Here is a 20365-nt window from a genome sequence, read left to right on the forward strand (position 1 = left end):
GGCTACCCGTCGTCGCCTTGGTAGGCCATTACCCCACCAACAAGCTGATAGGCCGCGGGCTCATCCCGTACCGCCGGAGCTTTCCACAACCAACCATGCGGCCAATTGTCATATCCGGTATTAGACCCAGTTTCCCAGGCTTATCCCAAAGTACAGGGCAGATTGCCCACGTGTTACTCACCCGTTCGCCACTAATCCACCCCGAAAGGCTTCATCGTTCGACTTGCATGTGTTAAGCACGCCGCCAGCGTTCGTCCTGAGCCAGGATCAAACTCTCCAACAATGTCAAATTTGATCGAGGCATAAAAGTAATGCTCTCAAAGGAACCTCTTACGAGGTTTCAATACATAAGCTCTACTGGCTTAGTTCACTAGCACACTGTTGAGTTCTCAAGCAACACACCCCAGATCGCACCGTGGCTACACGGCCTTATCCGAAGCAGTTATTCCTAGCAGTTTTTGGTGAGACACCCACTCAATCACCTTGAGGTGAGAGCTTGGTTCGTGTCCCGCGGCCACCCGGTTTCCCTGGCGACTTGGAGAACTTTACATGGCCTCCAGAGGCCCGAAACAGGGGGGTACCTTAACTGCGTTTCCGCAGGTCAGGGCCCCTGTTTCGGGCCGGGGCCGCGATCAGCCCCCGACGCGCACGCCGGCGACGTTGCGCTTGCCCTTGCGGACGACGAGCCAACGGCCGTGCAGAGCGTCCTCCGGGGACGGCTTCCACGCCTCGTCGGCGATCTTCGTGTTGTTGACGTACGCGCCGCCTTCCTTGACGGTGCGGCGCGCGGCGCCCTTGCTGTCGACGAGCCCTCCGGCGATCAGCAGGTCGACGATCGTCGACTCGCCGTTCGGGTCCACCTTGCCGTTCGGCACCTCGGCCATGGCGGCGTCGAGGGTCGACGAGTCGAGCTCACGCAGCTCTCCCCTGCCGAACAGTGCCTGGCTGGCGGCGATGACCTGCCGGGTCGCCTCCTCGCCGTGCACCAGGGTGGTGAAGTCCTCCGCCAGCTTCCGCTGCGCGGACCGCAGGTGGGGGCGCTGTTCGGTGTCCTCGGCGAGCGCCGCGATCTCCTCCTGCCCGAGGAAGGAGAACATCCTCAGGTAGCGGATGACGTCGGCGTCGGCGACGTTCACGAAGTACTGGAACCACGCGTACGGCGAGGTCATCTCCGGGTCGAGCCAGACGCTGCCGCCGCCGGTGGACTTCCCGAACTTGCGGCCCTCGGTGTCGGTGACCAGCGGCGCGGTCAGCGCGTGCGTGTGCCCGCCGTCGGTCCGGCGGATCAGGTCGACCCCGCCGACGAGGTTGCCCCACTGGTCCGAGCCGCCGATCTGCAGCTTGCAGCCGTACTCGCGGTACAGGTGCAGGTAGTCCTGCGACTGCAGCAGCAGGTAGCTGAACTCGGTGTAGGACATGCCGTCGGCCTCGAGGCGGCGCTTCACCGTCTCCCGGTTCAGCATGGTGTTGACCGGGAAGTGCTTGCCGACGTCGCGCAGGAACTCGACCACGGTCTGCTTGCCGGTCCAGTTCAGGTTGTTCTCGATGACCGCGCCGGTCGGCGAGTCGTCGAAGTCGACGAACCGTTCCAGCTGACCGCGGATCCGGTCGGCCCATTCGGAGACGGTGTCCAGCGTGTTGAGGGTGCGCTCACCGGTGTCGCGCGGGTCGCCGATCATCCCGGTGGCGACGCCCGCCAGCACGATCGGCCGGTGCCCGGCTCGCTGGAAGCGCGAGAGCATCAGGAGCGGGACCAGGTTGCCGGCGTGCAGGCTGGGCGCGGTCGGGTCGAATCCGCAATAGAGCGTGAGGGGTCCTTGGTCGAGGTCTCGCCGCAGTGCGTCGGTGTCGGTGGATTGCGCGATCAGGCCGCGCCAGGTCAGCTCGTCAAGGATGTGCTCGCTCACGCCTGTAGATCCTCCCGCACCAGGTCAACCGACTATCGGCCGGGGGCGGCCGCCCGTCGCTTGCCGCCCCGGCGATAGGTGGAGACCGCGGGCGATCCGTCGACCCAGAACCGCCATGGGGTGTCCATCGCCATGGCGACGCCGACGCGCGGCCCGGTGCGGATGCCTGTTTCGGGGACGCGTTCTCCGGTGAACAGGCGGACGGGGGAAGCGGGGTCGGTCAGGTCGACGCCGTTCTCGGCCCGGTCGATGCCGAGCACCGAGGTGAGGATGGCCGGTCCTTTGGCGAGTTCGCCGTTGCCCCGCGCCGACGGCCGGCGCGCGCGGGCGACGTCGGCCCCCGACACCACCTCACCCGCGCGCAGCAGTACGGCGCCGGGCTGGCCGTCTTCGGCGCCGACGACGTTCGCGCAGAAGTGCATGCCGTAGACGAAGTACACGTACAGATGCCCCGCGGGTCCCCACATGACCGCGTTGCGCGGGGTCTTGCCGCGGTAGCAGTGCGACGCGGGGTCGTCGAGTCCGCGATAGGCCTCGACCTCGACCAGCCGGACGGCGACCGTGCCGTCGGGACCGGTCGCTTCGATCACCGATCCGAGCAGGAGCGTGGACAGCTCCACCGGGTCCAGCGCCAGATCGCGCCGGGTGAACTGCCTGCCGGTCTCCAAGTTTCCGCACTCCCCTTTTCGCCGCGATCTCCCGGCACCGACCTTAACCGGCCCCTGGCCGGACTCGGCATTGAGCGATCGCTCAACCATGCTCTACAGTGCCTTTGAGCGATCGCTCAAACCGGAGGGGGCTCCATGAGCAGAAGAGCGCTTTACGTCGAAACGGTGATCCGCACCGACCTCGACACGCTGTGGGAATACACGCAGGACCCGCGTCTGCACGAACGCTGGGATCTCCGCTTCGCGCGGATCGAACCGGTCGCGGGTTCACCCGGGCGGTTCCGGTACACGACGAAGTTCCTGGGGATCGTCGTCAACGGCACCGGAACGCACGCCGGCGAGAGCACCCGGCCCGACGGAGGCCGGACGTCCGCGCTGAGGTTCGCCTCCACGGAGCGGCTGTCGCTCATCAAGTCCGGCTCGGGGTACTGGCGCTACTCCCCCGTCGACGACGGCGTCCGGTTCGTCACCGGCTTCGACTACACCACCCGGTGGGGTGTCCTCGGCAGGTTCGCCGATCTCCTGTTCCGGCCGGTCTTCGGCTGGATGACGGCCTGGTCGTTCGACAGGCTCCGCTGGTGGCTGGAGACCGGCACACCGCCTGAACGACTCCCGTTGCTCTCGCCCTCGGCGAGCCGCTGCCGACGGAGCCCGCGCACGGGCAAGGACGGCAGCGCGCCCCGCATTCTCGACACCTTGGAGCAGGCATGATCTTCCGCGAAGCGCTGGGCGGCGAATTCGCTTCGCTGCACCCCCGGATGCGCGAACGACTGTCGCTGAGCACGGAGAACGGCGTCGGGATGATCGGCATCGGCGTGATGGACGAGATCTGGCGCGGCGCCGCGTTCGCCACCCCGTTCCTGCGGCTCGGCGCGTCGAGGCACATCCTGTTCCCGGAGCGCGGCCGCAACGTCCCCTTCACCATCGAGAACTACCCGTACGTCGACTCGCTCGGCAGGGAGACGGTGTCGTTCGTCCGCACTTTCGAACTGCCGGAGCGGCGACGCCGGTTCGACGCGCAGATGATCTACAGCGCCGAGCGCGGGAAGATCGTCGACTACCTGGGCACGCATCAGCACCTCGCCGTCGATCTCGACGTGACCGTGCGGCCGGACGGCGGCTTCCACATCCGGTCGGAAGAGTTCCGGCTCCATGAAGGCCCGCTCCGGTGCGTGGTGCCGCGATCCGTCGTCGGTGTGGCCGAGGTCGACGAGTGGTTCGACGACGAGAGCGGCCTGTTCCGGATCGAGATCCAGGTGATGAACCGGCGGTTCGGCCCGCTGTTCGGCTACCGCGGCGCGTTCGAGGCTCGGTTCGTCGATCTGCGGACGGGGGTGAGCGGTGCCGTGAAGCCTCTGCGTGAGAAAGTCCTGGACTGATGAACGGGACCGGTACGAAACAGCGGTTGATCGACGGCGCGCTGGAGACGATCCGCACCAGCGGCATCACCGCGGTTTCGGCCAGGACCGTCGCGGCCGCGGCGGGTACCAATCAGGCGCTGATCTTCTACCACTTCGGCAGTGTCGAGGAGTTGATCGCGCAAGCCTGCGTGACGGCGACCGAAAGCCGCGTCACCCATTTCCGTGACCGGTTCGCCGAAGTGAGCACGCTGGGCGAGTTGCTGGAGCTGGGCCGCGTCATCCACGCGGAGGAACGGGCCGAGGGGAACATGGCGGTCCTCGCTCAGGCCCTCGCCGGCGCGCAGGGCGGCGGGCGGCTGGCCGAGGCGACGCGGCAGGCCCTGGACAAATGGGTCCACGAGGTCCGGCAGACCCTCGACCGTGTGCTCGCCGGTTCACCGGTGCTCGAACTGGCGGAGACCGAGGGGCTGGCCCACGCGGTCTCCGCCGGTTTCCTCGGCCTGACACTGTTCGAGTCGGTCGATCCGGAAGGCGCCGAGCACGCGCTGAGGGCGCTGGGACAGCTGGCTGTCCTGGCCGACGTCCTCGAAGGGCTCGGCCCGGTCGCCACCCGCGCAGTGCGCGCGAAGCTCCGGAAGACGGCGAAGCGGTAGCCCCGGAGCCGGGTCCGTGGCGAGCGGAGACGACGCGGTTCGCGCACGACCTGCGTTCGGTGTTCCCTGCGCCATCCGTGGATCGGCTCGCTACTGGGCGAGACCGGGGTGGCGTATCTGGGGCCGAACGTCCTGAGGATGTCGGAAGCGGCGCTGGCGATGCGCGTGAAGGCCCCCTTCCCTCGGCTCAGCCGAGGGAAGGGGGCCTTCACGCGGGATGGGTCTAGCTCAGCCAGGCGCGGTGTTCGGCGACCCGCGCGACCAGCCGGTCCCGCTGCTCGGCGACCCGCTCCGGAGCGGTGCCGCCACGGGCGTTGCGCGAGCTCACCGAGCCTTCGACAGTCAGCACCTCGCGCACGGCGGGCGTCAGCGCCGGGTTGATCTTCTCGAACTCTTCGTCGGTCAGTTCGTCGAGGCCGACGCCGCGGCCCTCGGCGACTCGGACGCTCTCCCCCGCCGCCTCGTGCGCGACACGGAACGGAACCCCTTGGCGCACCAGCCATTCAGCGATGTCCGTGGCGAGGGTGAACCCGGCGGGCGCCAGTTCGGCGAGCCGGTCGGTGTGGAAGGTCAGCGTCTCGAGCATGCCCGCGATGGCCGGGAACAGCAGTTCCAGCTGCTCGACGGAGTCGAAGACCGGCTCCTTGTCCTCCTGCAGGTCCCGGTTGTACGCGAGCGGCTGCGCCTTGAGCGTCGCGAGCAGACCGGTCAGGTTCCCGATGAGCCGTCCGGCCTTGCCGCGGGTCAGCTCGGCGACGTCCGGGTTCTTCTTCTGCGGCATGATCGAGCTGCCGGTCGCCCAGGCGTCGTCGAGGGTGACGTAGCCGAATTCGGCGGTGTTCCAGATGATCACCTCTTCGGCGATCCTGGACAGGTTGACCGCGAGCATCGCGACGTCGAAGGCGAACTCGGCGACGAAGTCCCGCGAGGCGGTGCCGTCGATGGAGTTCTCGACGCTGGTGTCGAAGCCCAGCTCCTCGGCGACGGCCTCGGGGTCGAGTCCGAGCGAGGAGCCCGCGAGCGCGCCCGAACCGTAGGGCGACTCGGCGGTGCGAGCGTCCCAGTCACGCAACCGGGTGACGTCGCGCAGCAGCGACTGGCCGTGCGCGAGGAGATGGTGGGCCAGCAGGACCGGCTGGGCGTGCTGGAGGTGGGTGCGACCGGGAAGGATCGCGTCCGGGTGCCGCTTCGCCTGCGAAACCAGCGCGTCGACGACGCCGAGAGTGCCGGCGACCACCCGGCGGGCGGCGTCCCGCAGCCACATCCGGAACAGCGTCGCGACCTGGTCGTTGCGTGAACGGCCTGCCCGCAGCTTGCCGCCGAGGTCGGTGCCCGCGCGCTCCAGCAGACCACGTTCGAGCGCGGTGTGGACGTCCTCGTCGGCGACGGTCGGGGTGAACGCACCCGAAGCGACGTCCTGGGCGAGGGCGTCCAGCGCGGCGAGCATGCCGGTCAGCTCGTCTTCGGTGAGCAGACCCGCCTTCCGCAGCACTCGCGCGTGGGCCCGCGACCCGGCGATGTCGTACGGCGCCAGCCGCCAGTCGAAATGGGTCGACGCGCTCAGCGCCGCCATCGCCTCCGCCGGTCCGCTGGCGAACCGGCCGCCCCACAGCTGCACCGGCTGCTCATTCCCGCTCACAACACTCCTCGGATTCCTTGGTTCTCTTCAGGCGACTGACCGGTCGAAGGTAGCGCCTGTGGTGAAGTCGTACAGCGCGTGCTCGTCGCGCGCGCTGTTCACGACCGCGTTCCCGCGGTGCAGGACCAGGCAGGCCTCGCCGGAGACCCGCCCGATACTGACCTTTTTCAGTTCTTCGTACGCGCTGACCAGCGCGAGTGCGGCGGGACCCTCGTAGATCCCGCGCCCTTGGAGCCCGAAGGCGCCGAGACGGCGGTTCAGCTCCTGGAAGGCTTCCGGCAGCGTCACGGTCTCCCCGTCGATCGCGACCGGCACCCCTTCGTCGAAGGTTATGACCAGCTTCTCCGGATCTTCCGGGAAGGCGAACCCGTCAGGCGTCACCTTCGGTCTCCTCACCGCCGTCCACAGTGGACGACCGTCGGGCCAGCGCCATGAAGCGATCGGCCAGGTCCTTGCCGGACAGCGGTTCCCTCGCGATCACCGCGACCGTGTCGTCGCCGGCGATCGAACCGACGACCTCCTCCAGCGCCGCCCGGTCGATGGCGCTGGCGAGGAACTGCGCCGCGCCCGGCGGCGTGCGCAGCACCGTCAGATTTCCCGACGAGTCCGCCGAAACGAGCAATTCGGCGAGCAGCCGCGAAAGCCGGGACGTGCCGCCTTGCACCCCGCGTACCGGACTGCCGTCCTCCGGGATGACGTACACCGGCGCGCCGGAATCGGCGCCCCGCAGCTTCACCGCGCCCAGTTCGTCGAGGTCCCGCGACAGCGTCGCCTGCGTGACGTCGATCCCTTCCGCCGCCAGGAGCTTCGCGAGCTCCGTCTGGCTGCGGATGGCCATCGACGACACCAGTTCGGTGATCCGGGCCTGCCGGGTGACTCTGCCGCCGGTCATCGTCGCTTCTCGTCCATGAGCCACACCAGAAGCGCCTTCTGCGCGTGCAGCCGGTTCTCGGCCTCGTCCCAGACCGCGCTCGCCGGACCGTCGATGACCTCGTCGGTGATCTCCCAGCCGCGGTGCGCGGGCAGGCAGTGCAGCACGATCGCCTCGTCCGCGGCGCGGCGCATCAGCGCGGTGTTGACCTGCAGCTCACGGAACGGGCCGACGCGGTCGAGACCGTCGTTCTCCTGCCCCATCGAGGTCCAGGTGTCGGTGACGACGACGTCCGCGCCTTCGACCGCGGCGTACGGATCGGTGAAGACCGTGGTGCTGCCGCCGGTCTCGGTCGACCGGTGCTTGGCGTCGAGCATGACCTGCTGATCCGGCTGGAAACCCTCCGGCGAGACGACGCGGACGTGCATCCCGGCCGTGGTCCCGCCCAGCAGCAGCGAATGCGCCATGTTGTTGGCGCCGTCGCCGAGGTAGACCAGGGTGAGCCCGGCGAGCTTGCCCTTGCGCTCGCGGATGGTCATCAGGTCGGTGAGCACCTGGCAAGGGTGGAACTCGTCGGTGAGCGCGTTGATCACCGGGATACTGGCCGCCGACGCCATCGCGTCGATCCGCTTCTGGGCGAAGGTCCGCCACACGATCGCGTCCAGGTACCGCGAAAGCACCCGCGAGGTGTCCTCGATGGTCTCTTCGCGGCCGAGCTGCATGGAGCGCCCGTCGACGATCACGGGGTTGCCGCCGAGCTGGGCGATGCCCACCTCGAAGGAGAACCGGGTCCGGGTGGAGTTCTTCTCGAAGATCGCCGCGACGGATTTGCCCTCCAGCGCGCGGGAGCTCAGCGGCTCGGCCTTCAGCTGGTCGGCGAGGTCGAGGATCTCGGCCTGTTCGGCGGGGCTGAGATCGTCGTCACGGAGGAAGTTGCGCAGCATGCGTTCGTCTCTGTCCTAGGTGGTGGTGGAATCGAGCGCCCCGGGAAGGGCTTCGAGGAATCCCGCGGCCTCGTCGGCGCTCAGGATCAGCGGCGGTGCCAGCCGGATGGTGTCCGGGGCGATCGGGTTGACCAGGTAGCCCGCGTCCTGCGCGGCCTTGGCGACCGTCGCCGAGACCGGTTCGCGCAACGCGATGCCGAGCAGCAGCCCGGCCCCGCGGACCCCGGCCACCAGCGGGTGGCCGAGCTCCTCCACGCGAGAGGCGATGTCCTTGCCCAGCGCGGAAACGTGGTCGTTCAGGTTGTCCGCGGCGATGGTCTTGAGCACGGCGAGCCCGGCGGCGCAACAGATCGGGTTGCCGCCGAAGGTGGTCCCGTGGTGCCCCGGCTTCACCAGGTCTCCCGCCTCGCCGACGCCGATGACCGCGCCGAGGGGCAGACCGCCGCCGAGTCCCTTCGCCAAGGTGACGAGGTCCGGGACGATGCCAGCATGCTGGAAGGCGAACCACGCGCCAGTGCGGCCGATGCCGGTCTGCACCTCGTCGAGGACGAGCAGGGTCCCGGTCGCCTTGGTGATCTCCCGCGCGGCCTGGAGGTAGCCGTCCGGCGCCGGGACGACCCCCGCCTCGCCGAGGATCGGCTCAAGGAACACCGCCGCCGTTTCGTCGTCCACCGCGGCACGAAGGGCGTCGATGTCGCCGTAGGGAACGTGGGTGACGCCCGGGACCAGCGGCGCGAACGGGTCCCGCTTCGAGGGCTGGCCAGTCAGCGTCAGTGCACCCATGGTGCGGCCGTGGAAGGCCCCCTCGCAGGCCACGATCTTGGTCCGGCCGGTGAGCCTGCTGATCTTCAGCGCGGCTTCGTTGGCCTCGGCGCCGGAGTTGACGAACAGCACCTTCGCGTTGCCGGACAGGCCGGCGACGTCCAGGAGCGTTTCGGCGAGTTCGACGACGACCGGGTTCACGTAGAGGTTCGAGGTGTGCCCGAGTTTCGCGACCTGTTCGGAGACCGCGGCCACCACGGCGGGGTGGGCATGGCCGAGCGCGTTGACCGCGATGCCGCCCAGCAGATCGACGTACGGCTTGCCGTCGGCGTCCCAGACCGTCGCGCCCTCGCCTCGGACCAGGGTCAGCGCCGGGGTGCCGTAGTTGTCCATGAGGGACGACTTCCAGTGTTCCTGGCCGTCTACATTGGACTTGAGGATGGTCACGGGAGCTCCGTTTCGGGGAAGACCATGGTACCGATGCCGCGGGAGGTGAAGACCTCCAGAAGCACCGAATGGGCGATGCGGCCGTCGATCACGTGCGCGCGGCGGACGCCGCCGCGGATGGCGCGCACGCAGGCCTCCATCTTCGGGATCATGCCGCTGGCGAGGCCGGGCAGCAGGGTTTCGAGGCGGTCCACGCGGATCCGGTCGACCAGCGAGCCGCGGTCCGGCCAGTTGGCGTAGAGGCCTTCGACGTCGGTGAGCACGACGAGTTTCTCCGCGCCGAGCGCGGCGGCCAGCGCACCGGCGGCGGTGTCGGCGTTGATGTTGTGGACGACGCCGTCGACGTCCGGGGCCACGGTGGACACCACCGGGATCCGGCCCGCGTTGACGATGTCGAGCACCGCGTCCGGGTTGACCTCGGAGACCTCGCCGACGAGCCCGATGTCGACCGGCACACCGTCCACAGTGGCCTGTTTGCGCTCGGCGGTGAACAGCCGCGCGTCCTCGCCGGAGATCCCGACCGCGTACGGGCCGTGCGCGTTGATCAGCCCGACCAGCTCGCGGCTGACCTGGCCGGTCAGCACCATGCGGACGATGTCCATGGTCTCGGGTGTGGTGACGCGCAGGCCGCCCTTGAACTCGCCTTCGACGCCGAGCCGGTTGAGCATCGCGGTGATCTGCGGGCCGCCGCCGTGCACCACCACCGGACGGAGCCCGACCGTGCGCAGGAAGACCATGTCCTCGGCGAAGGCCTGCTTGAGGCTCTCGTCGATCATGGCGTTGCCGCCGTACTTGACCACGACGGTGGCGCCGTGGAAACGCTGCAACCAGGGCAAGGCTTCGATGAGGATCGAGGCCTTCTCGGCGGCCGTCGCGAGCCGCTCGTCCGCGGGGACCGTGGATTCGGAAGGGCTCATGACGAGTACGCGCTGTTCTCTTCGACGTACGCGTGCGAGAGGTCGGTCGTGTAGATCGTCGACTCCCCTTCGCCGAGGCCCAGGTCGACGACGATCTCGATGTCCTGGCCCGAGAGGTCCGCCTCGGAGCGGTCCGCCGCCGGGGTGCCCTTGGCGAACAGGGTGACGCCGTTGATCGCGATGGCGACCTTCTCCGGGTCGATCTCCGCGGGGACCCGGCCCAGCGCCATGGCGATGCGGCCCCAGTTCGGGTCCGAACCGAACAACGCGGTCTTGACCAGGTTGTCCTCGGCGATCGTCCGGCCGACGGCGATGGCGTCCGCCTCGCTGGCCGCGCCGGTGACCGTGACGTCGACGTACTTGGTCGCGCCTTCGGAGTCCGCACGCAGCTGCAGCACGAGGTCGAGGCTGACGGCGGTGAGCAGTTCGGTCAGTTCGGCCTCGGTCGGTTCGACGCCGCTGGCGCCGGACGCGAGGACGAGCACGGTGTCGTTGGTGGAGGTGCCGCCGTCGACGTCGAGCCTGTCGAAGGTGACACCGGTGGCGGCGCGCAGGGCCCTGTCGAGGGCTTCGGGGGTGACGACGGCGTCGGTGGTGAGGACGGAGAGCATCGTCGCGAGGTTCGGGGCGAGCATGCCCGCGCCCTTGGCGAACCCGCCGACACTCCAGCCGCCGTCGTGCTTCGCGGCCGCTTGCTTCGGCTTGCTGTCGGTGGTCATGACCGCGGTGGCGGCGTTGAGGTCGGCATCGGAGCCGATGCCGAGTCCCGCGAAGGCGGTGTCCACGCCGGAAAGCAGCTTGTCCATCGGCAGCCGCTCGCCGATCAGGCCGGTCGAGCAGACCGCGACCTCGATCGCACCGGCTTCGAAGAGCCCGGCGACCTTCTCGGCCGTCTGGTGGGTGTCCTGGAAACCACCGGGACCGGTGGCGGCGTTCGCTCCGCCGGAGTTGAGGACGACGGCCTTCAGGCGCTGCTGCTTGAGCACCTCCTGCGACCACAGGACGGGGGCGGCCTTGATCACGTTGCGCGTGAACACGCCGGCCGCGACCTGCAGCGGCCCGTCGTTGACGACGAGCGCGAGGTCGAGCTTGCCCTCGGCCTTGATCCCGGCGGCCACGCCCGCGGCGCGGAACCCCTTCGGCTGGGTGACGGTCACGGAGCCACTCCTACGGTCGGTAGTCCGGTGGTTTCGGGGAGGCCGAGTGCAATGTTCATCGACTGGACGGCGCCTCCCGCGGTGCCCTTGGTCAGGTTGTCGATGGCCGCGACCACGATCAGGCGCCGGGTGTCGGCGTCGACGGTGACCTGCAGCTGGACGTTGTTCGAGCCGACCACCGAGGCCGACGACGGCCACCGGCCCGGTGGCAGCAGCTGGACGAACGGCTCGGTGGCGTACGCCTTTTCGTAGACTTCGCGGGCGCCGTCGGCGTCCAGGTCGGTCTTGAGGGCGGCGCTCGCGGTGGTGAGGATCCCTCGCGGCATCGGCGCCAGCACGGGGGTGAACGAGACCTTGACCCGCTCACCCGAGACCGCCGAGAGGTTCTGCGCGAATTCGGGGGTGTGCCGGTGGGCGCCGCCGACGCCGTACGCGGTGGCCGACCCCATCACCTCCGAACCGAGGAGGTTCGGCTTGAGGCTCTTGCCCGCGCCCGAGGTCCCGGTCACGGCGACGACGTTGACCTCCGGCTCGACCAGGCCCGCGGCGAGAGCCGGGGCGAGGGCGATCGAGCCGCCGGTCGGGAAGCAGCCGGGCACCGCGATGCGCTTGGTCCCGACGAGGCGCTCGCGGGCGCCTGACAGTTCGGGAAGCCCGTACGGCCATTGCCCGGCGTGGTCACCGCCGTACCAGCGCTGCCAGTCGGCCGCGTCGGAGAGGCGGTGGTCCGCGCCGAGGTCGACCACCAGGACGTCCGGGCCCAGCTGCGCGGCGAGGGCACCGGAGTGGCCGTGCGGCAGGGCGAGGAAGACGACGTCGTGCCCGGCCAGGGTCTCCGGAGTCGTCTCCAGGAGGACACGGTCCGCCAGGGGCGCGAGGTGCGGCTGGTGCTGGACGAGCGGCGTCCCCGCGGAGCTGGCCGCGGTGAGCGCACCGATCTGGATTTCGGGATGGGCCAGCAGCAGGCGCAGGAGTTCGCCGCCCGCGTACCCGCTGGCTCCGGCCACCGCGATCTTCACCGTCATACGTATGATTATGCACAGGCGTGCAAGTTCAATCAAACGAAGGTCGCGTGGCTCACCCGAAATAGGCCATCCCCTGTCCCTTGTCCGAGGCATCCTTGCGGCATGACGGACACGCCCGCCCGGCTGCTCAGCCTGCTGTCGCTCTTGCAGACCCCTCGCGAGTGGCCCGGCAGCGAGCTGGCCGAACGACTGGAGGTCAGCCCTCGGACCATCCGCCGCGACATCGACAGGCTGCGCGAGCTCGGGTATCCCGTCGAGGCGTCGCGAGGCTCAGAGGGCGGCTACCGGCTGGGCGCGGGCGCGGCCATGCCACCGCTGTTGCTCGACGACGAGGAGGCCGTCGCGATCGCGGTCGGTCTCCGGGGCGCCGCCGGGCAGGCGATCTCGGGTATCGAGGAGTCTTCGGTACGGGCACTCGCGAAACTCGAACAGGTCCTGCCGTCGCGGCTGCGCTATCGCGTCGGAGCGCTCGGCGCCGCGACCGTGCCGCTGCCCGGCACCGGGCCCGCCGTGGACCCGGAACACCTCACCGTCTTCGCGGGCGCGATCGCCAACACCGAGCGGACGCGGTTCGCCTACCGCACCGGCGACGGGACCGAATCCCGCCGGCACGTCGAACCCCACCGGCTCGTCTCGGCCAAGCACCGCTGGTACCTGCTCGGCTACGACCTCGACCGGGACGACTGGCGGATCTTCCGCGCAGACCGGATCTCCGAGCCGCGGGCCACCGGCGGCCGGGCGACGCCGAGACAGCCACCCGCGCAGGACGTGGCGGCCTATGTCACCGACAAGATGTACAGCCTCCTTCCCACCTACAGCGCACGCGTGACCTTGCACGCGCCGATGAGCCAGGTCGCCCCCGCGATCGGGGACAACGTCGGCGAACTCGAACCCGTCGACGACGAGACCTGCGTCCTGAACGCGGGCACCGACACCCTGGACTGGCTCGCGTTCCGGCTCCTCGGACTCGGCTGCGAATTCACCGTGCACGAGCCGCCGGAACTGATCAGCCACCTCCGGGAGATGGCCGCGCGGGCCGAGCGCGGCACGAAGTCCACAGTGGACTGACGAGTGGCTGCGAGGGCCGGGCGGCCCTCGCAGCCACCTGGAATCAGCCGAGTTCACCTCCCTCGCGCTGACTCGGCGGGATCGGGAGGTACGCGCCCCGGCGCTCCGGGTCGCAGCCGACCCTCGGCAGCCGGGCCCGGATCCCGCCCGGCGTCCGCTCGAACCGCCGCGCGATCTCCTCGACGCTTTCCCCGGCCAGCCAACGGCTTTCCAGTTCCGCGTCCAGCTCTTCGGACCACGGCAGGCCCTGGTGCGCGGGGCGGTCCGCCGATCTTCGGCGGCCGTTGCGGCCGGTGCTCCGGCCCGCGAACGCCATCAGCGTGTCGGAAAGGACGGTCGCCAAGGCCGGCACGGCCTCGGCGTCGATGTCGAGCCTGCCTTCGGCGACAGGCTCCTCCTGCGGTCCGGCTCCGCCGACCATGACGGTCACCCAGCGGTCTTCCCCGGCCGCGCCGCCACCCTCACGGGCGGCGACCTCGATGCGATAAACGGTGTCCTGCACGCGGATCTCGGTCCGGTGCTCTTCGACGATGGTCATGCCGGGGACGCTAACGGGCGGCCCCGACAATTCCCCGGCCCGGCGACGGGGAATCGGCGCGGGACGGTGGATGACCGGTACTTTCATCGCTTTTCGAGACGAGAGGGTGCCGGTCATGGCCGGTGGACTGACGCATTCAGAGGACTAATTGCGTCAGTCCCAAAGGAAATGCCCCGGTCCGGGAAACCGGACCGGGGCACGGAAGCGTCCCGAAAGCGACGGGCTCAGAAAGGCAGCGCCTGAGCCAGCGCCTCCTTCTTCACTTCAGCCACCGAAGACGGCACGTCCGACTTCTTCGTGCCGGCCGCGGCACCGGCCGGGACCGGCGGCGGGACCGGGGTGCACTGCACGTCCGAACCGTTGCCCGGCTTGCGCACGGGCAGCTTCCCGGTCAGCAGGTAGTCCGCGATCTTGTCGTCCACACAGGACACACCGGACAGCGAGCCCGAGTGCGTCGTGCCACCGGGGGCGCTGATCAGGCTGGAGTTCGGGTAGCGCTTGCGGACCTCGAGGCTGCCGGGGTACGGCGTCGCGGCGTCGTTCTCCTCGTTGACCAGCAGGATGCCCGGGACCTTGCGCCCGTCGATCTCCACCGGCTTGCCCGGCTTCGCGGGCCAGTCGATGCACGGCGCGTTGAACCAGGCGTTGCCCCAGGTTTCGAACGGCGCCCGGAAGTGGGTGACCCAGTTGTCGAACTTCCAGCGGGGCCAGCTCTTCGGCCACGCCACGTCGGTGCACTGCACGGCCGCGTACACCGCGTAGCCGTTGTCCTCACCCGGCGGGTTGGAGTTGTCGTACAGGCCCTTCAGGGTCTGCCAGTCACCCTTGTGGACCCAGCCCGAGAACGCGTTCGCCATGTCTTCCCAGCCGAACACGTAGTAGCCGGCCTGCAGGAAGATGTCCGTCCACTCGGAACCGCCGATGACGCCGCCCGCGGGCTTGTCGTACAGCTTCTTCTGCTCGCCGTACCACAGCTTCTCGACCGCGGACGCCGTCTTGCCGAGGTGGTAGACGTCGTCGTACTTGGCCAGCCAGCCGAAATAGGTCTTGATGTTCTTGTCGAAGGCGATGTCCTGGTTCAGGTTCGCCTGGTACCAGACGTCGCGGGGGTCGACCGTGCCGTCGAACACCATCCGCCGCACGTTCTGTGGGAACAGCGTGCTGTAGACCTGGCCGAGGTAGGTGCCGTAGGAGAAGCCGTAGTAGTTGATCTGCTTCTCGCCCAGCGCCTTGCGCAGGCTGTCGACGTCCTTCGCCACATCGATGGTCTTGATGTGGTCGAGGATCGCGCCGTTCTTGGCGCACGCCTTCGCGTAGCCCTTCGCCTTCTCACGCCACGCCGTCTCGATGGCACGGGTGGTCGGCACGTACTGCGGGCGGTTGTAGGAGGCGTAGTTCCCGTCGCAGGTCAGCGACGGCTTGCTCTCCCCCACGCCACGCGGGTCGAAGCCGATCCAGTCGTACTCCTCACCCGCCTTCTTGGGGACGGCCCGGCCGAGGGTCGACAGGCCGAGACCGGAGCCACCGGGGCCACCCGGGTTGACGATCATGACGCCCTGCGACTGGGCGGACTTGTGCTTGACCCGCGAGACGGCGATCGAGACCTTCTCCCCGCCCGGCTTCGCGTAGTCCAGCGGGACCTCGAGGAAGCCGCATTCCGCGCCGGCCTTGACCAGGCTCGGGCGCGTGCAGGCTCCCCAGGAGATGGGCTTCGGATCGAAGTCCGACGCCGAGGCGGCCGTGGCGGAAGGAGCGAGCGCCATGGTGCCGACGCCGATCCCCGCGACCGCCAGGGCGGCAACGAATTTCTTCACTGTGTTCCTTTTCGTCCGCGTTCGACCCGGTCGGGCCGAAGCTACCGAGAACCGGCTTCAATCTCGCTGACCGACACGTTGACCGCCATCCCTCTTTAGTCGGTATCCGAACCCCGATCCGGGCATATCAGTCTTTGTCGGTCCCTTGTCGTACGCTCGCGGCGCCCACTGGGGAAAGGAGAACGCGTGGACGAGGTGAAAAGCCTGGTTTCGGCGGTTCGCAACGGTTTGGCCGCGCTGGCCGATCCGGAGAAGGCGCCGTCGATGCGGGCGTACATGAAGTCGGAGATGCCGTTCCTCGGTGTGGCGTCACCGCCTCGGACGGCGCTGCTGAAACAGGTCTACGCCGAGCATTCACTAACCGATCGAGTGAGTTTCTCGACCGCCGTGCTCACCTTGTGGCGTGAGGCGGATTTCCGTGAAGAGCGCTACGCGGCGATCGCCCTTTCCGGACACCGCGCCTACACCCGCTGGCAGGACGGCGATCTGCTCGGCCTGTACGAGGAGATGATCGTGACAGGCGCGTGGTGGGACTATGTGGACGAGGTCGCGATCCGCCGGGTCGGGCCGATCCTGCGGGCGGAACCGGAAACGATGACCCAGCGGATGCTGACCTGGGCCTACGACGAGGACAAGTGGCGTCGTCGCACCGCGGTCATCTGCCAGGTCGGCGCCAAGGGCGGCACCGACACCGACCTGCTCACCCGGGCCGTCGAAGCGAACATCGACGACAAGGACTTCTTCCTGCGCAAGGGAATCGGCTGGGCGCTGCGCGAGTACGCGAAGACCGAGCCGGACTGGGTGCGCGCGTTCGTCGCCGCGCATCCGGCACTGTCCACTCTGTCCAGGAAGGAGGCGCTCAAGCACCTGGGAGATTGAGCGCCGACGTGAAGGCCCCCTTCCCTCTGCTGAGCCGAGGGAAGGGGGCCTTCACGCGCTGAACGGTATCAGGCCCGCAGGCTCGCCCCGAGGCGTTCACCGGCGAGCGCGACGGCAGCGTCACGGGCCTTCGTGGCCTCGTCGACGGTCAGCGTGCGGTCCGCGGCGCGGAACCGCAGCTTGTACGCCACCGAACGCTTGCCCTCACCCAGCTGCTCGCCCTGGTAGGAGTCGAACAGCGCGATGTCCTCCAGCAGTTCGCCCGCACCTTCGCGCAACGCCTCGGCCAGGTCCGCCGACGGCACGCCCGCCTCGGCGACGAGGGCGACGTCGAGCAGCACCGGCGGGTACGCCGAGATCCGCGGCGCCGGACGGCTGTCCGGGATCGGGATCGCGTCCAGGTCGAGTTCCATCGCGACGGTGCGCGGCGGCAGCCCGAGCGCCTCGACGACCTTCGGGTGCAGCTCGCCGGCGTAACCGACGGGCCACTGGCCCACCCGCAGCTGCGCGCAACGGCCGGGGTGCCACGGCGGCTGGTCCGCCGCGGCCGTGGTCAGCTCGACACCGGCGGCCTGCGCCACCAGCCGCGCCGCCTGCACCGCGTCGGCCCAGTTCGCCTGCTCGCCCTCGCCCCACCAGCCCGCGCGGCCACGCTGGCCGGCGAGCACGACGGCGACGTGCAGCGGCTGCGGCGGAACGGCCGCCTCCAGGACCGCGAGTTCCTCGTCGGTCGGGCGGCGGTCCACCCCGAGCGAAGGCATCGGGATCGGGTTCGGCCCCGGCAGCACGACCTGTCCGATGTGGAACAGCGAGACATCCTTGAAGCCACGGGAAATGTTGCGCTGCAGGATCTCCAGCAGCCCCGGCAGCAAGGTGCTCGCCATCCGGTCCTTGTCCGCCTCCAGCGGATTGCGGATCTGGACGGTGCTGCGGCGGACGTCGTCCTCGGGCAGCCCGAACGAATCCCAGACCGAGTCCGAGATGAACGGGAAGGGCAGCACCTCGACGTAGCCGTTCTCGGCCAGCGCACGCGCGACCGAACGACGGCGGCGCTGCGTGTCGGTGAGACCACGTCCGGCCGGAGCGTCGGGCAGCACCGACGGGATGCTGTCGTAGCCCTCCAGCCGGAGCACCTCCTCGACCAGGTCGGCGGGCTGCACCAGGTCACCGCGCCAGCTCGGCGGGACCGCGGTCACCAGCGCGGTGCCGTCCTCGGACGTGCCCACGTTGACCTTGCAGCCGATCTGCGAGAGCCGCTTGACCGTGACACCGCGCTCGTAGCGCACCCCGGCCACCTGGTCGGGCATGCTGATCGGCATGGTCACCGGCAGGTTCGGCTCGACGCCGCCCTCGTCGGTGCGGCCGGGCAGGATCGAGCCTTCGCCGTACTGGCGCAGCAAGCGCGCGGCGAGTTCGACGGCCGCCGCGCAGAGCTGCGGGTCGGTGTAGCGCTCGAACCGCTTGGCCGCTTCGGAGAACAGCTTGTGGCGGCGGGCCGTCCGGCTGATCGACGAGGGATCCCAGTGCGCCGCTTCGAGCAGCACGTCGGTGCTCTCCGGCGTGATCTCGGTAGACGCGCCACCCATCGTGCCCGCCAGCGAGATGACCCCGCTGTCGTCGGCGATGATCACGTCGTCCACGTCGAGCGTGCGCTCGACATCGTCCAAAGTGGTCAGTTTCTCGCCCGGCTTCGCCTTGCGCACCACCAGGTCACCCTTGATCGAACCGGTGGCGAACGCGTGCAGCGGATGCCCGAGTTCGAGCATGACGTAGTTGGTCACGTCGACCGCGAGCGAGATCGAACGGATCCCCGCCAGCATCAGGCGACGCCGCATCCACCACGGCGTCGGCGCCGTCGCGTCGAGGTTCTTCACCCGGCGCAGGACGAACCGCTTGCAGCCTTCGGTGTCTTCGAGCCGCACCGGCCAGGCGTCGCTCTCGGCCTCGGGGAGCTCGCGGGACGCCGGGTCGCCGAACGGGACGTCGAGCGCGTTGGACAGCTCGCGGGCCAGGCCGCGGACCGACAGCGCGTACCCGCGGTCCGGGGTCGGCGTCACCTCGAGGACGGTGTCGTCGAGTTCGAGCAGCTTGTTCGCGTCCTCGCCCGGGCTGGCCGTGCTCGGGGGCAGCACCAGAATGCCGGAGTGGTCGTCACCGATGCCGAGTTCGCGCGCGGAGCAGATCATGCCGTCACTGAGCCGGCCGTAAGTCTTGCGCGAGCCGATCTCGAAACCACCGGGCAGCACCGTGCCGGGCAGCGCGACGACGACCAGGTCGCCCTCGGCGAAGTTCGTGGCACCACAGATGATCCCGCGGGTCCTGATCCCCGTGGGGCCGTCGTCCTCGAATGGACCTTCGTCGTCGTCCTCGTCGTCGTCGAGGTTCTCGTCCGGCTTGTCGGCCTCGGCGACGGTGTCGTCATCGGACTCGCCGACGTCGACCCGGCAGAAGCGGACCGGCTTCTTGAACTCGGTGAGCTCCTCGATCTCGGCGACACGGCCGACCACGAGCGGGCCGGTGACCGGTTCGAGCTTCCGCACGTCGTCGACCTCGATGCCGATGCGCACGAAGGCGTCGGCCAGATCCTGGGCCGTGACCTCCTCGTCGACGTCGAGGTGTTCGATCAGCCAGCTGGCTGGGACCTTCACTCAGGCCTCCGTTCCGAAGGGCAGGGTGAACCGGATGTCGCCCTCCACCATGTCGCGCATGTCCGGGATTCCGTTGCGGAACTGCAGGGTGCGCTCGATACCCATGCCGAAGGCGAAGCCCGAGTAGACCTCGGGGTCGACGCCGCAGGCACGCAGGACGTTGGGGTTGACCATGCCGCAGCCGCCCCATTCGACCCAGCCGGGTCCGCCCTTCTTCTCCTCGAACCAGACGTCGACCTCGGCCGACGGCTCGGTGAACGGGAAGAAGTGCGGGCGCAGGCGGGTCTTCGACGTTCCGCCGAACATCGCGCGGGCGAAGGCGTCGAGGGTGCCCTTGAGGTGCGCCATCGTCAGGCCCTTGTCCACCGCGAGTCCTTCGACCTGCGAGAACACCGGGGTGTGCGTGGAGTCGAGCTCGTCGGTCCGGTAGGTGCGGCCGGGGCAGACGACGTACACGGGCAGGTCGCGGTGCAGCAGCGTGCGGGCCTGCACCGGCGAGGTGTGCGTGCGCAGCACCAGGCCGGAGTCCTCCTCGCCGAGGTAGAACGTGTCCTGCAGCTGGCGCGCGGGATGGTCCTTGCCGAAGTTCAGCGCGTCGAAGTTGAACCACTCGGCTTCGAGCTCCGGCCCGTCGGCGACCTCGTAGCCCATGGCGACGAACGCGTCGGCGATCCGCTCGGACAGGGTCGCGATCGGGTGCCGGGCGCCACGGGGCACCCGATCCCACGGGAGCGTGACGTCGACGGCCTCATCGCGGAGCACTCGCTCGTCACGCTCCGCTTGCAGCACCGCACGACGCGCGTCGAAGGCGGACTGAATGCCTTGCCGGGCTTCGTTGACCCGCTTGCCCGCCTCGGCCTTCTCCTGCTTCGGCAGGGCGCCGATCTCGCGGCGGGCGAGCAGCAGCGGAGACTGGTCCCCGAGGTGAGCGGGTTTGACCGCGGCCAGCGCGTCGAGATCCGCCGCGGCGGCGAAATCCGTCTCGGCCTGCTTGACGGCGGCCGTCAACGTTTCCGGCGCGAGGGCTCCCACCTGGGGGTCCTGCTTGTCGTTGGCTTCGGACATAA

At 69.2% G+C, this 20365-nt stretch carries 19 protein-coding genes and 1 rRNA gene; 5 read left to right on the plus strand and 15 right to left on the minus strand.

Annotation, left to right across the window (positions count from 1 at the left end):
- The 3 genes from IE302_RS36000 to IE302_RS36010 all read right to left on the minus strand — a co-directional run.
- Window positions 1-283: ribosomal RNA gene (locus IE302_RS36000) — 16S ribosomal RNA — on the minus strand; the annotation flags it as partial.
- A 349-nt stretch (window positions 284-632) separates the two neighbouring features.
- Window positions 633-1907, minus strand: a complete 1275-nt coding sequence (gene tyrS / locus IE302_RS36005) for a tyrosine--tRNA ligase (protein ID WP_191258933.1) — start codon at window positions 1905-1907, stop codon at window positions 633-635.
- 32 nt (window positions 1908-1939) lie between these two features.
- The gene (locus IE302_RS36010; RefSeq protein WP_191258934.1) at window positions 1940-2575 is read right to left on the minus strand and encodes a DNA-3-methyladenine glycosylase; all 636 of its coding nucleotides are present in this window, start codon (window positions 2573-2575) and stop codon (window positions 1940-1942) included.
- 135 nt (window positions 2576-2710) lie between these two features.
- Here IE302_RS36010 and IE302_RS36015 point away from each other — a divergent pair, with 135 nt between their 5' ends.
- From IE302_RS36015 to IE302_RS36025, 3 genes are read left to right on the plus strand one after another with little or no spacing between them, the layout of a single operon-like run.
- Window positions 2711-3286: an SRPBCC family protein gene (locus IE302_RS36015; protein ID WP_191258935.1), complete on the plus strand. Its 576-nt coding sequence runs from the start codon at window positions 2711-2713 to the stop codon at window positions 3284-3286.
- The gene (locus IE302_RS36020) at window positions 3283-3954 is read left to right on the plus strand and encodes a DUF4166 domain-containing protein (RefSeq protein WP_191258936.1); all 672 of its coding nucleotides are present in this window, start codon (window positions 3283-3285) and stop codon (window positions 3952-3954) included. Before IE302_RS36015 ends, IE302_RS36020 begins: the two co-directional genes overlap by 4 nt.
- Window positions 3954-4589: a TetR/AcrR family transcriptional regulator gene (locus IE302_RS36025; protein ID WP_191258937.1), complete on the plus strand. Its 636-nt coding sequence runs from the start codon at window positions 3954-3956 to the stop codon at window positions 4587-4589. The genes IE302_RS36020 and IE302_RS36025 overlap by 1 nt, the downstream gene beginning before the upstream one ends.
- A gap of 223 nt (window positions 4590-4812) precedes the next feature.
- Here the strand turns inward: IE302_RS36025 and argH are convergent, their stop codons facing one another.
- From argH to argC, 8 genes are read right to left on the minus strand one after another with little or no spacing between them, the layout of a single operon-like run.
- Window positions 4813-6228 (minus strand): argininosuccinate lyase, encoded by a 1416-nt coding sequence (argH, locus tag IE302_RS36030; RefSeq protein WP_191258938.1) that lies wholly within the window; start codon window positions 6226-6228, stop codon window positions 4813-4815.
- Window positions 6229-6255: 27 nt separating this feature from the next.
- The gene (locus IE302_RS36035; protein WP_191258939.1) at window positions 6256-6609 is read right to left on the minus strand and encodes an adenine nucleotide alpha hydrolase family protein; all 354 of its coding nucleotides are present in this window, start codon (window positions 6607-6609) and stop codon (window positions 6256-6258) included.
- Window positions 6599-7120 carry an arginine repressor gene (locus IE302_RS36040; RefSeq protein WP_191258940.1) on the minus strand — a complete coding sequence of 174 codons (522 nt, stop codon included), beginning with the start codon at window positions 7118-7120 and terminating at the stop codon, window positions 6599-6601. The genes IE302_RS36035 and IE302_RS36040 overlap by 11 nt, the downstream gene beginning before the upstream one ends.
- The gene (argF, locus tag IE302_RS36045) at window positions 7117-8043 is read right to left on the minus strand and encodes an ornithine carbamoyltransferase (protein WP_191258941.1); all 927 of its coding nucleotides are present in this window, start codon (window positions 8041-8043) and stop codon (window positions 7117-7119) included. The genes IE302_RS36040 and argF overlap by 4 nt, the downstream gene beginning before the upstream one ends.
- 15 nt (window positions 8044-8058) lie before the next feature.
- Window positions 8059-9252, minus strand: a complete 1194-nt coding sequence (locus IE302_RS36050) for an acetylornithine transaminase (RefSeq protein ID WP_191258942.1) — start codon at window positions 9250-9252, stop codon at window positions 8059-8061.
- Window positions 9249-10169, minus strand: coding sequence for an acetylglutamate kinase (gene argB, locus IE302_RS36055; protein ID WP_063276204.1), 921 nt, complete (start codon window positions 10167-10169; stop codon window positions 9249-9251). Before argB ends, IE302_RS36050 begins: the two co-directional genes overlap by 4 nt.
- Entirely contained in the window at window positions 10166-11326 is a 1161-nt protein-coding gene (argJ, locus tag IE302_RS36060) for a bifunctional glutamate N-acetyltransferase/amino-acid acetyltransferase ArgJ (protein ID WP_191258943.1), read from the minus strand. Before argJ ends, argB begins: the two co-directional genes overlap by 4 nt.
- Complete coding sequence (gene argC / locus IE302_RS36065; RefSeq protein ID WP_191258944.1) at window positions 11323-12351, minus strand: N-acetyl-gamma-glutamyl-phosphate reductase; 1029 nt, start codon at window positions 12349-12351, stop codon at window positions 11323-11325. The genes argJ and argC overlap by 4 nt, the downstream gene beginning before the upstream one ends.
- Before the next feature lie 102 nt (window positions 12352-12453).
- Here argC and IE302_RS36070 point away from each other — a divergent pair, with 102 nt between their 5' ends.
- Complete coding sequence (locus IE302_RS36070; RefSeq protein ID WP_191258945.1) at window positions 12454-13419, plus strand: helix-turn-helix transcriptional regulator; 966 nt, start codon at window positions 12454-12456, stop codon at window positions 13417-13419.
- A 43-nt stretch (window positions 13420-13462) separates the two neighbouring features.
- Here IE302_RS36070 and IE302_RS36075 read toward each other — a convergent pair whose 3' ends face one another.
- Together IE302_RS36075 and IE302_RS36080 are read right to left on the minus strand one after the other, a co-directional pair.
- Entirely contained in the window at window positions 13463-13957 is a 495-nt protein-coding gene (locus IE302_RS36075) for a helix-turn-helix domain containing protein (RefSeq protein ID WP_191258946.1), read from the minus strand.
- A 224-nt stretch (window positions 13958-14181) separates the two neighbouring features.
- A complete protein-coding gene (locus IE302_RS36080) occupies window positions 14182-15771 on the minus strand; it encodes an alpha/beta hydrolase (RefSeq protein ID WP_191258947.1) in 1590 nt (529 codons plus the stop codon).
- Window positions 15772-15957: 186 nt separating this feature from the next.
- Between IE302_RS36080 and IE302_RS36085 the strand changes: the two genes are divergently transcribed.
- Window positions 15958-16650, plus strand: coding sequence for a DNA alkylation repair protein (locus tag IE302_RS36085; protein WP_191258948.1), 693 nt, complete (start codon window positions 15958-15960; stop codon window positions 16648-16650).
- 68 nt (window positions 16651-16718) lie between these two features.
- Here IE302_RS36085 and pheT read toward each other — a convergent pair whose 3' ends face one another.
- Together pheT and pheS are read right to left on the minus strand one after the other, a co-directional pair.
- Window positions 16719-19298, minus strand: coding sequence for a phenylalanine--tRNA ligase subunit beta (gene pheT / locus IE302_RS36090; protein ID WP_191258949.1), 2580 nt, complete (start codon window positions 19296-19298; stop codon window positions 16719-16721).
- Window positions 19299-20363: a phenylalanine--tRNA ligase subunit alpha gene (gene pheS, locus IE302_RS36095; protein WP_191258950.1), complete on the minus strand. Its 1065-nt coding sequence runs from the start codon at window positions 20361-20363 to the stop codon at window positions 19299-19301.
- Between the last annotated feature and the right edge of the window lie 2 nt (window positions 20364-20365).

It is taken from the genome of Amycolatopsis oliviviridis (assembly GCF_014654365.1).
Lineage (GTDB): Bacteria > Actinomycetota > Actinomycetes > Mycobacteriales > Pseudonocardiaceae > Amycolatopsis > Amycolatopsis oliviviridis.

What these genes read in the sequence shown, in the direction of transcription:
- IE302_RS36015 (WP_191258935.1), top strand. Translation starts at nt 2,711, where the DNA reads ATGAGCAGAAGAGCGCTTTACGTCGAAACGGTGATCCGCACCGACCTC.
- IE302_RS36020 (WP_191258936.1), top strand. Translation starts at nt 3,283, where the DNA reads ATGATCTTCCGCGAAGCGCTGGGCGGCGAATTCGCTTCGCTGCACCCC.
- IE302_RS36025 (WP_191258937.1), top strand. Translation starts at nt 3,954, where the DNA reads ATGAACGGGACCGGTACGAAACAGCGGTTGATCGACGGCGCGCTGGAG.
- IE302_RS36040 (WP_191258940.1), bottom strand. Translation starts at nt 7,120, where the DNA reads ATGACCGGCGGCAGAGTCACCCGGCAGGCCCGGATCACCGAACTGGTG.
- argF (WP_191258941.1), bottom strand. Translation starts at nt 8,043, where the DNA reads ATGCTGCGCAACTTCCTCCGTGACGACGATCTCAGCCCCGCCGAACAG.
- argB (WP_063276204.1), bottom strand. Translation starts at nt 10,169, where the DNA reads ATGAGCCCTTCCGAATCCACGGTCCCCGCGGACGAGCGGCTCGCGACG.
- argC (WP_191258944.1), bottom strand. Translation starts at nt 12,351, where the DNA reads ATGACGGTGAAGATCGCGGTGGCCGGAGCCAGCGGGTACGCGGGCGGC.
- IE302_RS36070 (WP_191258945.1), top strand. Translation starts at nt 12,454, where the DNA reads ATGACGGACACGCCCGCCCGGCTGCTCAGCCTGCTGTCGCTCTTGCAG.
- IE302_RS36075 (WP_191258946.1), bottom strand. Translation starts at nt 13,957, where the DNA reads ATGACCATCGTCGAAGAGCACCGGACCGAGATCCGCGTGCAGGACACC.
- pheS (WP_191258950.1), bottom strand. Translation starts at nt 20,363, where the DNA reads ATGTCCGAAGCCAACGACAAGCAGGACCCCCAGGTGGGAGCCCTCGCG.